Raw genomic sequence first — 12,258 nt, 5'->3', positions numbered from 1 at the left:
CCGTGGCGATCCTCACCGCGCAGACCTTCATCCTCACCGTCTCCGGCACCCGCCTCGACGCCGTCGACGACCAGGTGCGCGTCGTCATGGACGAGGGCAACTCGCCCTGGCTCACGGCGACCGCGATCATCCAGCGCCCCGCCGACGCGACGATGGCGCTCCTCGACCCGGACCGCGCCGGCACGGTGGTCCTCCGCCTCGTGGCCCCGGCGACCCTGACGCTCACGCTCCGGGTGCAGGGGCGCACGTACGACCCGGAGCAGGACCTCGTCGGGCTGACGCTCGTGTCAGACGAGTTCCCGCTCCTCACGTACGCCCCGTCCGCGCCCGTGGACCTCCGCGGCGGCACGTACCAGGGCTCGGTCCGGGCGCTCGCGTCCGCGGTCGTCACAACGGCCCTAGGGCGCCCGGTGACGGTCGCCCTAGGGCCGGGCGCCACGAACCGGGCGTTCCCGACCTACGCAGCCGCGGAGAACGCGTTCCCGGATCCGTCCGTGACCTCCGCGAACAACTGGACCGCGGACTCGTCACCGACCGGACAATGGGCGAAGTCGCAGACCACCGACGGCGGCTTCAACAGCGTGCAGGTCCTCCGCGCCGGCTCGGGCACCGTCAACTGGGTCCAGGTCGCCAACGCGACTCCGATCAGCGCATCCGCCGGCCAGCAGTACACCGGCACGGTCCTCCCGATCGCCCGCGGCAACGGCGCAGTCACCGGCATCCTGCACATGCAGTTCCTCGACAGCAACGGCATCCCGGTCGCCGCGCCCTCGCAGCCGCTCGGCGTCCTCCCGACGACGTGGTCGTCCGCGGTCCGCCGCGGCATCACCGCCACCGCACCGCTGGGCACCGCGTCCGTGCGGCTGTGGCTCAACGGTTCCGGGACCGGGACGCTCTGGGGCGTGGCGGGCGCGCAGTGGATGCTCGTCGAGGGCGACGGCCGGGAGACCGACGGAGCGTCGTGGACCACGTTCTTCACCGGCGACACCCCTGCCGGGACGAACGGGTACACGTACTCGTGGGCCGGAGCCGTGAACGCTTCGACGTCGAAGCGCACCCCGATCGTGGAACGCGACCCGAGCACGCTCCTCTGGTCCACGACCGACACCGCGGACGCGTTCCTCCGGCCCGTGCTCGAAGCGACCGGGCTCCGGCTCTTCCAGGACGAGACGGGCACGTTCCTCCTCGCCGACAACAGCTACCGGGTGCCCGGCCAGGTCGTCATGCAGCGAGGGTCGACGCTGTACCAGGCGTCCGAGTCGTCGTCCATCCTCGACCGCGACGTCGACGGCTACCCGCTCAACGCCGACGCCGTGATCCTCACCTACCGGTGGACGGACGCCGCCGGGGTTGCGCGCACCGCGGTCGACACGGCGAGCACGACCGCCTCGTACAGCCGCCCCTACGTCCTCGACAAGAGCGCCCCCTACCCGGGACCCGGACAGGCGCAGTTCCTCCTCGCGCGGCTCCGTGCCCGCCGCCGGCAGATCGCGACAGAAGGCCGCCCGGACTGGACGGCCCGCCCGGGCATGTCCGCCCTCGTGTCCCTGCCGAACCGGCCCGCCGCATCCGGCTACGTCCAAGCCCTCGAGTGGGACCTAGGCCGGGCGACCATGACCGTCACCACGAAGAACCTCGTGACGACCCCGCCCGGGTCGATCGGGAACGCCCCACTCACCCAGACCATCGGCGCCGTGTCAGGCACGATCGCCGCCTACACGAACTAGGAGCCCCACGATGGCCACAGGAGACGCAGCCGGCGCGGCCGGCCTCAAGGTTTACGACGACACTCTGCTCGTTGCCGATGTCGACACCGCCCTCAACCAGCGAGGCGACGACGTCGCGGCGGTGATGGGCCGCACCGCGGACCTCGAGAAGCTCACGAAGGGCACGCCGAAGTTCATGGTGAACCGCTCGAGCGCCGGCCAGGTGGTCGGGGCTGAGGTCTGGTCCCAGATCAACGCGACCGGCTGGGCGACGCCGCTCAAGAACGTCGGCGGGTTCGGCTGGTCCGGCGGGGCACTCACCATCCCGCGCGCCGGCATCTACGAAGTCCAGGCGCACGCCATGTTCCGCGGCAACGACTACCGGACGGCCGCGGTACAGATCACCCGGAACACCACCCAGGTGGACACGGACTCCTCCATTACGGCGAACGAGACCACCGTCGATCTGCCCTCGGTCGGTGCGGCCCTGCACCTCGGCATCACCGCGAGTCGCTACGTGTCCCTCAACGCCAACGACGTCATCCGGGTGTTCGTCCTGCAGCGCAACCGGAACGACGACATCGTCAACGTCGGCCAGTACGCGTTCGACCTCACCTTCGACGTCGTCTGGGTGGACGAGCAGTGATCGTCGCTGCCGACACGTGGGCCGACTTCGCGGGCGACGTGTGGGGCGACCCCACGGCACGGTGGATTGTGTACGCAGCCCTCGTCGTCGCCGTCGGCATCGGCATGTGGCGAGGCTTCCGCCGGATCCGCGCGTTCCTGATCGAGTTCCGCGCCGACCTCGGCGTCGTCAAGCACGAGGTGAAGAACAACCACACGACGAACCTCCGCGAGGAGGCCGACGTTCGCCACGACGAGAACACATCCGCGCTCCGCCGGATCGAGAAAAAGGTCGACGAGGCGCTCGTCAAGCTCGGCGTGCACGAGTACCGCATCAACGAGCTCGACGCCGAAGTGGAGAACACGCGGGAGAGGAACGCACATGGGTGAGCACCGGAAGATCTCCTCGACCGCCGCGCAGCTCGCAGCGGTCCAGCGCTACGCGAAGGCCATCACCGCGCTCGTGGGGGCCGTCCTCACGGCTGGCGTCGTTGTGCTTCCGGATGACGTCCAGCTGTGGGTAGGGCTGGGCATGGCCGTGCTCACGACCGTCGGGACGTACGCAGTACCGAATCGGCCGCCGTCCGACGAGTGAGTCAACAGTCGCCTGAGTCGAAGCAGGAGTTCAGCCGATCGTTGACCATGCGGTCGATCTTGTCGTCGTGCTCGCGCTGCTGGATGCCGGTGACCACGTAGCCGACGAGCAGCGCGACGACCACCACGGCCGCGATGATCGACACGACGATGATGATCGCCCGATTACTGCTCGCTGCCCCAGCCTCGTTCCCCATGCGGACAGTGTCCCAGTCCGCAGCGAGTCCGCGAAACCCCCACCGCAGGGCACACACGCGCAGCACCGGACACCCACGTAAGCCCCATGAATCCGCGGTTCGCACCACTGGGCAACACCCCACACCCACTAGGTGCGTGTACTTCGGGTACTCGCGGCGGCACAGTGCGCTGGCGCGGACGGGGGCGGCGCCGACCAGCGACCGGTAGTTGATCGGGGGCCCCGAGCCGGCCGGTCCGGAGCTTCCGGCCACAGCTGCACACGTGCAGGGCGGGCCAGCGGAGTGATCCGCCGGCCCGCCCTGTCCGTGCACCCGTGGGTCAGTGGATCCGCAGCTGCGCCACCATCGGGCACGCGAACGGGTCGCGGGCGGCGAGGCCGACACGGTTGAGGTACCGCACGACGATCCCGTACGAGCGCAGCAACGTCGTCTCGGTGTACGGCACGTCCAACGTGTCGCAGTGGTCCCGGACCAGCAGCCGCGCCTGCTTCAACGCGGGCCGCGGCATCGACGGGAACAGGTGGTGCTCGACCTGGTAGTTCAACCCACCCATCAGGAACGACACCCACCAACCCCCACGGATGTTGCGGGACGTGCGGACCTGACGGGAGAAGAAGTCGACCTTCGCGTCGTGCGCGATCGTGGGCATGCCCTTGTGGTTCGGCGCGAACGAGGCACCCATCATCACCCCGAACACCGCGAGCTGGACCCCGAGGAACGCACACGCCATCCCGAACGGCAGGAACCAGAACACCACCGTCAGGTAGATCGCGAACCGCGCCGCCAGCAGCACCCCCTCCAGCACCCGGCCCTTCGTGTCCGGACGACCCCCGGCACCACGCACCACCGACACGACCGCGTGCCGGTGCAGGTTGATGCCCTCGAGGGTCAGCAGCGGGAAGAACAACCACCCCTGGAACCGCAGGAACGTGCGCATCAGCGGACCGCGGGCAGCAGCGGCGTCCTCGGGCAGGAACCGGATCCCGTCGGGCGCGATGTCGGGGTCCTTGCCCACCGTGTTCGGGTTCCCGTGGTGCCGGGTGTGCTTGTTCATCCACCACGAGTACGACAACCCGACCAGGAACGTGCCGATCCACCGGCCGGCGTGGTCGTTCCACTTCTGCGAGTCGAACACCTGCCGGTGCGCGGCCTCGTGCGACAGGAACGCGAACTGCGTGAACACCACACCCAGCGCACCCGCCACGATCAACTGGAACCACGAGTCACCCAACAACGCGAACGCCACCCAGGCGAGCACGAGACCGGCGACGAGGCTGCCGAACAGGGACCAGTAGAACCCGGTGCGCCGTCGGAGCAGGCCGTTCTCCTTCACCTGTGCGAGCAGGGAGGAGTAGGTGGAGGTGCCGTTCCGGCTGCCGTTCCCCGGACGGGTGCGGGTGAAGCCGGGAGCGAGGGGCGTGGTCGTCATCGTGGACCGACCTTCTGTGGTGAGCGGTCCTTCGACCGGTCCGGAGAGTTCACGCACGTGCGCTTGTCGAGAACCGTAGGTCACGTTCATGGGTCTCCACCTGGGAGAACGGATAACGGCTGCGATCACCGCGCGGTGGCGGTCACATCCGCGGCAAGTGGACGTCCCCGCCCCGGGTCCGGCCCCGACGCCCCGGACGTCCGCGCCCCTGGCTCAGTCCTCGACGACCCAGACGTGCTGCGCCTGCCACCCCTCGGGCACGGAGTCGCGGAAGGCGGCGAGCGCCGACGCGTAGTCCGGCCCCGACGCCTCGTGCTCACGCGTCGCGGTCGAGCGGGCGGTCGCGCGGATCGTCGTCTCCCCCGTGGCCTTGCTCTCGACGGCGTTCGCCTGGGTCAGCGCGTACCCGTCGAGGTCGAGCGAAGCGATCGCGGTCTCCTTCGCGGTCACCACGGAGTCGGCGAAGCCCTCGGAGTCGCGGACCTCGGTGGAGCGGATCGTGCCTCGGAGTGTCGTCACGACACCAGTATCGCCCGCCCGGAGGCGGCGTGATCCCGACGAGCGGATCGCGACCCCGCCGGCCATCACCCCTCGCGCCGGTGCTTGCCCTTCGCCGCCGTCGGGTCGGCCATCGGGTGGTTGCGGAACCAGCGCAGCAGCTCGCGCGGCCGGCTCCCGTCGGCACTGCGGTCGCCGTCCTCGAGGAACGTGCTGAACCCCTCGGGCAGGCCGTTGCCGTCGGCCTCGCGGTCGTACGCCATCGACCAGTCCGGGAACCGCCGGGTGTGGATCGACTCCTCGACCAGCAGCCGGACGTCGTCGTGCCGTTCGTCGCCGACGATGCGCGCGTAGGTGGCCACGACGGCGTCGTGCGGCCCCTCGAGCAGCTGCATGAAGCGACCGCCGCGGTGCACGAGCAGCCCGGTCAGGCCGTCGGCGGTGTTCCGTGCGCGGGCCTGCTCGAGGACGGCGTCGAGCGCGTCGTCGTCGAAGGGCTCGGTCGCGGAGCTCATGTAGACCAGCGAGTGCAGCAACGTCCATCCCTCCGGTCCCGACCGACCGCGATCGCGACCACCTCTGATCCTGCCCCGGTTCCCCTGTGGACGACGCCCCCCAGAACGGGAAGGTGTGGACAGGATCCTGCTGGTCGGTGGCGGCTGGCACGATGGTCCCGTGCCAGCCGCCCCGATGATCGACGCCGTCGACGTCATCCGCTTCGTCGGACCGCAGACCTTCGGTCGCGCCCGCGACGTCGTCCGTGCGGGCCTGGTCGAGGACGCCACCTGGCACGAGGACTCCGGCACCATCACGGCGAGCGTGTCCGGTTCCGCCGACGACCCGTACGAGCTGCGTGTGGAGACGACGCTCGCCCGCGGCGACTTCGTCCGCCCCGTGCGCAGCACGTGCACGTGTCCGCTCGGGGGCGACTGCAAGCACGTCGCGGCGGCGCTCCTCACCGTCAACGCGCGGGCGTTGTCGACGGTCACCACCACCCCGCGGCCCACCTCCGCCCAACCAGCCCCCACCCCGGACTGGAGGCACGACCTCGCCCGCCTCGCCGGTGCCGACGAGCAGGTGGCCGGTCCGCAGGGCACCCCGCTCGGCATGCAGTTCGAGCTGCGGGACGCGGTGCCCGCCCGGCTCGCCGCGCGGGCGCGCGAGACCGGCCGGTCGGTGCCGACCCGGTCGCGCAGCGTGCGGCTCGGGGTGCGTCCAGTCACGCGCAGCGGCGCGGGCAACTGGGTGCGCGGGCAGCTCACGTGGGGCACGCTCCCCTACTCGGTCAACCGGCTCGGGCTGGTCCCCGAGCAGCACGCGTGGTTCCTGCAGTTCGCCGCACTGCACCGCGCCGGACAGCTCGCGGGTCTCCCGGGCGAGAGCGACTGGGTGCACCTCGACGACTTCGGCAGTCCCCTGCTCTGGCCGCTCCTGCGTCAGGCACCGGCGCTCGGGATCGCGTTCGTCACCGGCAAGCGCGAGGGCGGCGCGGTGCTCGGGGCCGACGCGCGGGTGCTGCTCGACGCCGTCCGGTCCGGTGTCGGTCTCGTGATCGGTGCCTCGGCGGTCGTCGACGGCCGCCCGGTGCCCGACGGCGCCGCCCGCACGATCGGCGACCACGGCGTGTACGCGTTCCGCGAGAGCCCCGAGTTCTCCGTCACGCTCGCTCCGACACCGGGCCCCGTGCCCGAGGACCAGCGCCGCATGCTCGTCGAGGGCGCGCGCGTGACGGTCCCGAGCGACGAGGTCGACGAGTTCCTGGCCGACTGGTCACCCCGGCTCCGCGGGACGCTCGGGCTCGTCAGCTCCGACGGCTCGCTCGAGCTGCCGGAGCGACAGGCACCCGAACTCGTCCTGACGGCGACGTTCGAACCGGCCCGGGCACCCCGCACCGACGACCGCGTGCACCTGCAGTGGCGCTGGCACGTCGACGGGCGCAAGGACCCGGTGGCGCTGCACGGCCCGCTGCCCGACCTCCGTGGGCTCCGCGCGGCCGACGACCCCGACCCTGACGACGCCCACGACACGGACCCGGCCCACGACCCGGCCGTCCCCGCGACCGATGCCGACGCGCGGACGCAGGACGGGCCTCCCGGCGGGGTCGGCGACCATGCGCAGACCGGACCCGACGGGGCGGGGCCAGGCGGCGAGCGGCCAGGCGGCGAGCGGTCAGGCGGCGGCGGGCCGGGCGGCGGCCTGGCCTGGTTCGAGGACGGCACGATCGACGGCGCCGACGTCGCGGTGTTCGCGACCGAGCTGCTGCCGGCGCTGCCCGGTCTGGGCGTCCGGACCGTCGTGCAGGGCGAGCGCAGCGAGTACGAACGGCTGACCGGACGGCCGCACATCCGCGTCACGACGATGCCGTCCGACAAGCACGACTGGTTCGACCTCGGGATCTTCGTCACCGTGAACGGAAAGCAGGTCCCGTTCACGCCGCTGCTCCGGGCGCTCGCGAAGCGCGACCGGCGGATGAAGCTCGTCGACAACTCGTACCTGTCGCTCGCCGACCCGGCGTTCGACCGGCTCAAGGAGCTCATCGAGGAAGCCCGCGACCTCGACGAGTGGGAGCCCGACCAGCCCCTCACCGTGACCCCGCTGCAGGCCGGCCTGTGGGCGGAGTTCGACCAGCTCGCCGACGAGACCGAGCACGACGGGCGGTGGCAACGCATCGCCGCCGCGCTCCTCGACGCGACCCCGCCCGGTGACGACGTGCCCGTGCCCGACACCGTGCACGCCGAGTTGCGGCCGTACCAGCACGCCGGGTACGCCTGGCTGCGGTTCCTGCGCGAGCACGGCGTCGGCGGTGTCCTCGCCGACGACATGGGGCTCGGCAAGACCCTGCAGGTGCTCGCGATGATCGCCGCCGCACGACGCGACGAGCCGGACGCGCCGCCGTTCCTCGTCGTCGCGCCGACCTCGGTCGTCGGCAACTGGGCGCTCGAGGCCGCGCGGTTCACGCCGTCGCTCCGGGTCACGACCGTCACCGCGACGTCGCTCAAGGACCACGCCCGGGTGGCGAAGGCGGCGGCCGCGAGCGACGTCGTCGTGACCTCGTACGCACTGCTCCGACTCGACGCCGCCGAGTACCGCGAGCTGCCGTGGTCGGCGCTCGTCCTCGATGAGGCGCAGTTCGTCAAGAACCCGCAGTCGCAGACCCACCGGGCCGCCGTCGACCTGCCCGCTCCGGTGAAGTTCGCGATCACCGGGACGCCGCTCGAGAACGGCCTGACCGACCTGTGGGCACTGTTCCACGTCGTCGCGCCGGGGCTGCTGTCCTCGTGGTCCCGGTTCGGCGACGACTACGTCAAGCCGCTCGCGTCCCCGGACCTCCGCGGCGAGGCACGCCGTGAGCTCACCGCACGGCTCCGGCGGCGGATCCGCCCGCTCATGCTCCGGCGGACCAAGGAGAGCGTCGCCGCCGACCTGCCGCCGAAGCAGGAGCAGGTGGTGCGCGTCACGCTCGACCCGGCGCACCGGGCGCTGTACGAGCGGACGCTGAACCGGGAGCGGCTCAAGGTCCTCGACCTCATCGACGACCTGCCGCGGAACCGGATGATCGTGTTCCGTTCCCTGACGCTGCTGCGGATGCTCGCGCTCTCCCCCGGGCTCGTCCAGGAGTCCGACGAGCCGGTGACCTCGGCCAAGCTCGAACTGCTGCTCGACGAGCTCGAGCAGCTCGCCGCCGAGGGCCGACGCGCCCTGGTGTTCAGTCAGTTCACGACCTTCCTGCGCATGGTCGCCGGGGCCCTCGACGAACGCGGGATCGGCTACGAGTACCTCGACGGGTCGACCCGGAAGCGCCCCGAGGTCATCGAGCGCTTCCGGTCCGGCACGGCACCCGCGTTCCTCATCTCGCTCAAGGCCGGCGGGTTCGGGCTGACGCTCACCGAGGCCGACACCGTCTTCGTCCTCGACCCGTGGTGGAACCCCGCCGCCGAGTCGCAGGCCGTCGACCGGACCCACCGCATCGGGCAGACCCGGCCGGTGAACGTCCAGCGGTTCATCGCCGAGGACACCATCGAGGAGAAGGTCCTGACCCTCGCGGCGAAGAAGGCCGAGCTGTTCGCGACGATGATCGACGACGACGCGCTGTTCGCCGACGACCTGAGCGCCGAGGACATCCGCTCCCTGCTCGCCTGACCGGGTCGCGGACCGTCAGCGAGCGAGGGCGTCGATGCGCGTGACCTCGTCGGCGGACAGCTCGATGCGGGCGCCCGCGGCGTTCGACCGGATGCGCTCCGGGTTCGACGACTTCGGGATCACGACGAACTCGTGCGCCACGTGCCACGCGACGATCACCTGGGCGCTGTCGACGTCGTGCGCCTCGGCGATCTCGACGAGCGTCGGGTCCTGCAGGTTGCTCGCCTTGAAGGGGCTGTAGCCCTCCAGGACGACCCCGCGCTCGCGCAGTCCGTCGGCGATCGCACGGTCGAACTCGACCGGGCTCCACTTGATCTGGTTCACGGCGGGGGTGGTCCCGGACGCCCGGACGAGCTCGTCGATCTGGTCGAGCGAGTAGTTGCTCACGCCGACCGCACGGGTCAGTCCGTCGGTCTGGGCCTGCACGACCTGTTCCCACACGTCCGGGCGGGCCTCGCCGTTCGGCGGCCAGTGCACGAGCCACAGGTCCAGGTGATCGAGCCCGAGCTGGTCGAGGCTCTCCTCGATCGTCTCGCGCACACGGTCGGCGTTGTCCGGCGGGAGCTTCGTCGTCACGAAGACGTCGTCACGGGCCAACCCCGAGTCGGCGAGCGCCTTCCCCACGCCGCGCTGGTTGGAGTAGCCCGTCGCGGTGTCGATGTGCCGGTAGCCGGCCTCGAGCGCTGCCCCCACGGCGGCGGGTGCACCGGCGTCGGGGATCTGCCAGGTGCCGAAGCCGAGGAGCGGCATCGACCCACCGGTGACGGGTACGGACGGGTTCGCGGAGTCGGTCATGCCCCGTGTCTACGCCGTGCCACGTCGGTGCCGCACGGCAAGATCGTCCTCGGCCCGATCGGGTCCGCACCACCAGCACCACCAGCACCACGGAGCCCCATCCCCCATGACGTCCCGCCGACGCCGCAGTTCCCGCACGACCACCACCCGTTCCCTGCGCAGCCGCCGCACCCGCACGATGGTCACCTCCCTGATCGTCCTCGTCGTGGTCACCGCTGGCGGCTGGCTGTTGCACGACACCGGTGCCGGCTCGGCCGCGATCGACGCACCCTCGATCTCGACGGGACCCGACGCGACCGAGCCGAGCCGGGCCTCCCGACCGACCGTCGAGGCGGCCACAGGAGCCGCACCGACCGACGGCGCCGATCCGTCCGCCGCCGCGATGGCGCGCACCCAGCTGGCGGCTCTCCCCGTCAAGGGCAAGGCCCCCGCGACCGGCTACGACCGCGTGGCGCAGTTCGGCACCGCCTGGCTCGACGTCGACCAGAACGGCTGCGACACCCGCAACGACGTGCTCGCCCGCGACCTCGTCGACGTCGAGCGCCGGGGGCCGTGCACGGTCCTCCGCGGTGAGCTCACCTCGCCCTACACCGGCCAGCACGTCGACTTCGTCCGGGGGAACACGACGTCGACGCTCGTGCAGATCGACCACGTCGTCGCGCTCGAGAACGCCTGGCGGACCGGCGCGCAGCAGCTCAGCCTGCAGGAACGCGAGGCCCTGGCGAACGACCCGGCCAACCTGTTCGCGGTCGACGGGCACTCGAACGCGCAGAAGCGGTCCGGGGACGCGGCGACCTGGCTGCCGGCCGCGACCGGCTTCCGCTGCACCTACGTCGAGCACCAGGTCGCCGTCAAGACGACGTACCGCCTGTGGGTGACGCCGGCGGAGCGGGACGCGATGGCGCGGGTCCTCGACCGCTGCACGGGCCCGACGCCCGGTTGAGTGCTGCCGCCGCCCGCGGCCGGGTACCGGGACGGTTCCCCCCGGCGGCCGGCGCGCGTCCGTCCGCGAGCACTGCCGGACTGGAGGCGCGACACACCTCCGCCCCGTGTGGCACGCTGCGAGCATGGCCGCGTTGTTGACGATCCCCCAGGCGTTCGCGCTCATGCAGATCGCACCGGACGGGCGTGCCCGCGCGACCGTCACGCGGACCGAGCTCGGCACCGCGGGCGGCGTGCTCGCCGACCTCGCCCTGCGGGGTGCGATCACGCTGTCCGGTGACCAGGTCGTCCTCGCGAGCGGGGTGCCGACGGCCGACCAGGTCCTCGACACCGCGCTGGCGTCGATCGCCGGCTCGCCGCCGAAACCGGCGAAGTGGTGGGTGCGGCACCTCGGCAAGCGCCCGCTGCACGACGCGGTCGTCGCCCAGCTCGTCAAGCGCGGCATCCTCGCCGAAGAGGAGCACCGGACGCTCTTGGTGTTCACGACGACCCGACACCCGGAGCGTGATGCACTGCCGGAGGCGCAGGTCCGACAGGCCGTCGGTGACGTCCTGTCCGGCCGGGCTGCTCCGTCGCCCTACGTCGCGGCCGTCGTCGGACTGCTCGACGCCACCGACACGCTCCGCGCCGAGTTCGGCCGGGTCGACGAGCACGTCGTCCGTTCGGTCGTGCAGGGCGATGCGATCGCCTCCGCGGTCCGCCGGGTCCTCGCCGACATCAACTCCTCGGCGGCGATGACGGCCGGGGTCATCGCGGCGAGCACGGCGGCGACGACCTCGGGGAGCACCTGAGTCCGGTCGGGGTCTGCTCGCGGGCATGACAGCATGGCGGGATGAGCACGAACGAGACGGACGGGTCGGCCTTCGGTCGGGGCGTCGACAAGGCCCCGCCCACCGCCGCCGGCGAGCTCCGGCGTCGGATGGCGACCTCGCCCGCGGGGTTCCTCCGGAGTGCGGCGTGGGTCCCGTGGAAGCCCGAGGGCACCCCGGACGGCGGGAGCATCGCGCACGTCATCATCCGCGACCTGCCGTTCGTGCCGGTCTTCACCGACCCTGCTGAACTCGCAGCCGGCCTGCCGGGGACCGAGGGCCGCCCGGTACCCATGTCCGAGCTCGTGACCGCGCTCCCCGAGGAGTTCGGCATCGTCGTCGACCCGACGGGAGCGGAGGCAGCGAACTTCCTGCACGCCGACGTCCTCGCGAACATGCGTGCGCAGCTGCGCGGGCCGGTCCCGGACGACGAGGCCTCCGTCGAGGGCTGACGCACCCGCCGATCGTTCCCGTCGAGCAACGGTCCCATCCGGGCGGTGACGCTCCCGGTGCACGATCGCCGG

Annotated in this window: 13 protein-coding genes; 8 read left to right on the top strand and 5 right to left on the bottom strand. The window is 71.7% G+C overall.

The genetic code is table 11. From position 1 onward, the window contains the following. The first annotated feature begins 2 nt into the window (after nucleotides 1-2). Genes QOL16_RS06465 through QOL16_RS06450 form a run of 4 tightly spaced genes read left to right on the top strand, consistent with a single transcriptional unit; the run spans nucleotide 3 to nucleotide 2,925 of the window. Nucleotides 3-1,727 (top strand): hypothetical protein, encoded by a 1,725-nt coding sequence (locus QOL16_RS06465; protein ID WP_139266502.1) that lies wholly within the window; start codon nucleotides 3-5, stop codon nucleotides 1,725-1,727. A 10-nt stretch (nucleotides 1,728-1,737) separates the two neighbouring features. Continuing rightward, a complete protein-coding gene (locus QOL16_RS06460) occupies nucleotides 1,738-2,352 on the top strand; it encodes a hypothetical protein (RefSeq protein WP_071285345.1) in 615 nt (204 codons plus the stop codon). Continuing rightward, entirely contained in the window at nucleotides 2,349-2,720 is a 372-nt protein-coding gene (locus QOL16_RS06455; protein ID WP_071285347.1) for a DUF2746 domain-containing protein, read from the top strand. The genes QOL16_RS06460 and QOL16_RS06455 overlap by 4 nt, the downstream gene beginning before the upstream one ends. Beyond that, nucleotides 2,713-2,925, top strand: coding sequence for a hypothetical protein (locus tag QOL16_RS06450; RefSeq protein ID WP_071285349.1), 213 nt, complete (start codon nucleotides 2,713-2,715; stop codon nucleotides 2,923-2,925). Before QOL16_RS06455 ends, QOL16_RS06450 begins: the two co-directional genes overlap by 8 nt. A 1-nt stretch (nucleotide 2,926) precedes the next feature. On the opposite strand, the gene QOL16_RS06445 is transcribed toward QOL16_RS06450, so the two are convergent. The 4 genes from QOL16_RS06445 to QOL16_RS06430 form a co-directional block, all read right to left on the bottom strand. Then, nucleotides 2,927-3,121, bottom strand: a complete 195-nt coding sequence (locus QOL16_RS06445) for a hypothetical protein (RefSeq protein ID WP_139266504.1) — start codon at nucleotides 3,119-3,121, stop codon at nucleotides 2,927-2,929. 319 nt (nucleotides 3,122-3,440) lie between these two features. Further along, nucleotides 3,441-4,550, bottom strand: coding sequence for an acyl-CoA desaturase (locus tag QOL16_RS06440; RefSeq protein ID WP_305411485.1), 1,110 nt, complete (start codon nucleotides 4,548-4,550; stop codon nucleotides 3,441-3,443). Nucleotides 4,551-4,763: 213 nt separating this feature from the next. Next, nucleotides 4,764-5,069, bottom strand: coding sequence for a hypothetical protein (locus QOL16_RS06435; protein ID WP_071282464.1), 306 nt, complete (start codon nucleotides 5,067-5,069; stop codon nucleotides 4,764-4,766). A gap of 65 nt (nucleotides 5,070-5,134) precedes the next feature. After that, the gene (locus QOL16_RS06430) at nucleotides 5,135-5,584 is read right to left on the bottom strand and encodes a BLUF domain-containing protein (RefSeq protein WP_253181734.1); all 450 of its coding nucleotides are present in this window, start codon (nucleotides 5,582-5,584) and stop codon (nucleotides 5,135-5,137) included. Nucleotides 5,585-5,723: 139 nt separating this feature from the next. On the opposite strand from QOL16_RS06430, the gene QOL16_RS06425 reads away from it, so the two are divergent. Then, nucleotides 5,724-9,188 (top strand): DEAD/DEAH box helicase, encoded by a 3,465-nt coding sequence (locus tag QOL16_RS06425; RefSeq protein ID WP_139266288.1) that lies wholly within the window; start codon nucleotides 5,724-5,726, stop codon nucleotides 9,186-9,188. A 15-nt stretch (nucleotides 9,189-9,203) separates the two neighbouring features. Here QOL16_RS06425 and QOL16_RS06420 read toward each other — a convergent pair whose 3' ends face one another. Beyond that, complete coding sequence (locus tag QOL16_RS06420) at nucleotides 9,204-9,983, bottom strand: aldo/keto reductase (protein ID WP_071282458.1); 780 nt, start codon at nucleotides 9,981-9,983, stop codon at nucleotides 9,204-9,206. Nucleotides 9,984-10,089: 106 nt separating this feature from the next. Between QOL16_RS06420 and QOL16_RS06415 the strand changes: the two genes are divergently transcribed. The 3 genes from QOL16_RS06415 to QOL16_RS06405 all read left to right on the top strand — a co-directional run bounded on the left by QOL16_RS06415 (nucleotide 10,090) and on the right by QOL16_RS06405 (nucleotide 12,186). Continuing rightward, the gene (locus tag QOL16_RS06415) at nucleotides 10,090-10,926 is read left to right on the top strand and encodes an HNH endonuclease family protein (protein WP_083394888.1); all 837 of its coding nucleotides are present in this window, start codon (nucleotides 10,090-10,092) and stop codon (nucleotides 10,924-10,926) included. A 124-nt stretch (nucleotides 10,927-11,050) separates the two neighbouring features. Further along, the gene (locus QOL16_RS06410) at nucleotides 11,051-11,716 is read left to right on the top strand and encodes a GPP34 family phosphoprotein (RefSeq protein WP_071249359.1); all 666 of its coding nucleotides are present in this window, start codon (nucleotides 11,051-11,053) and stop codon (nucleotides 11,714-11,716) included. A 41-nt stretch (nucleotides 11,717-11,757) separates the two neighbouring features. Further along, a complete protein-coding gene (locus tag QOL16_RS06405; RefSeq protein WP_071282456.1) occupies nucleotides 11,758-12,186 on the top strand; it encodes an SseB family protein in 429 nt (142 codons plus the stop codon). Nucleotides 12,187-12,258: the final 72 nt, after the last annotated feature.

This window comes from Curtobacterium sp. MCBA15_004, from assembly GCF_001865055.2.
GTDB lineage: Bacteria > Actinomycetota > Actinomycetes > Actinomycetales > Microbacteriaceae > Curtobacterium.
Note: the sequence above shows the minus strand (reverse complement) of the source record. Positions and strands in the feature narration are given on the sequence as shown.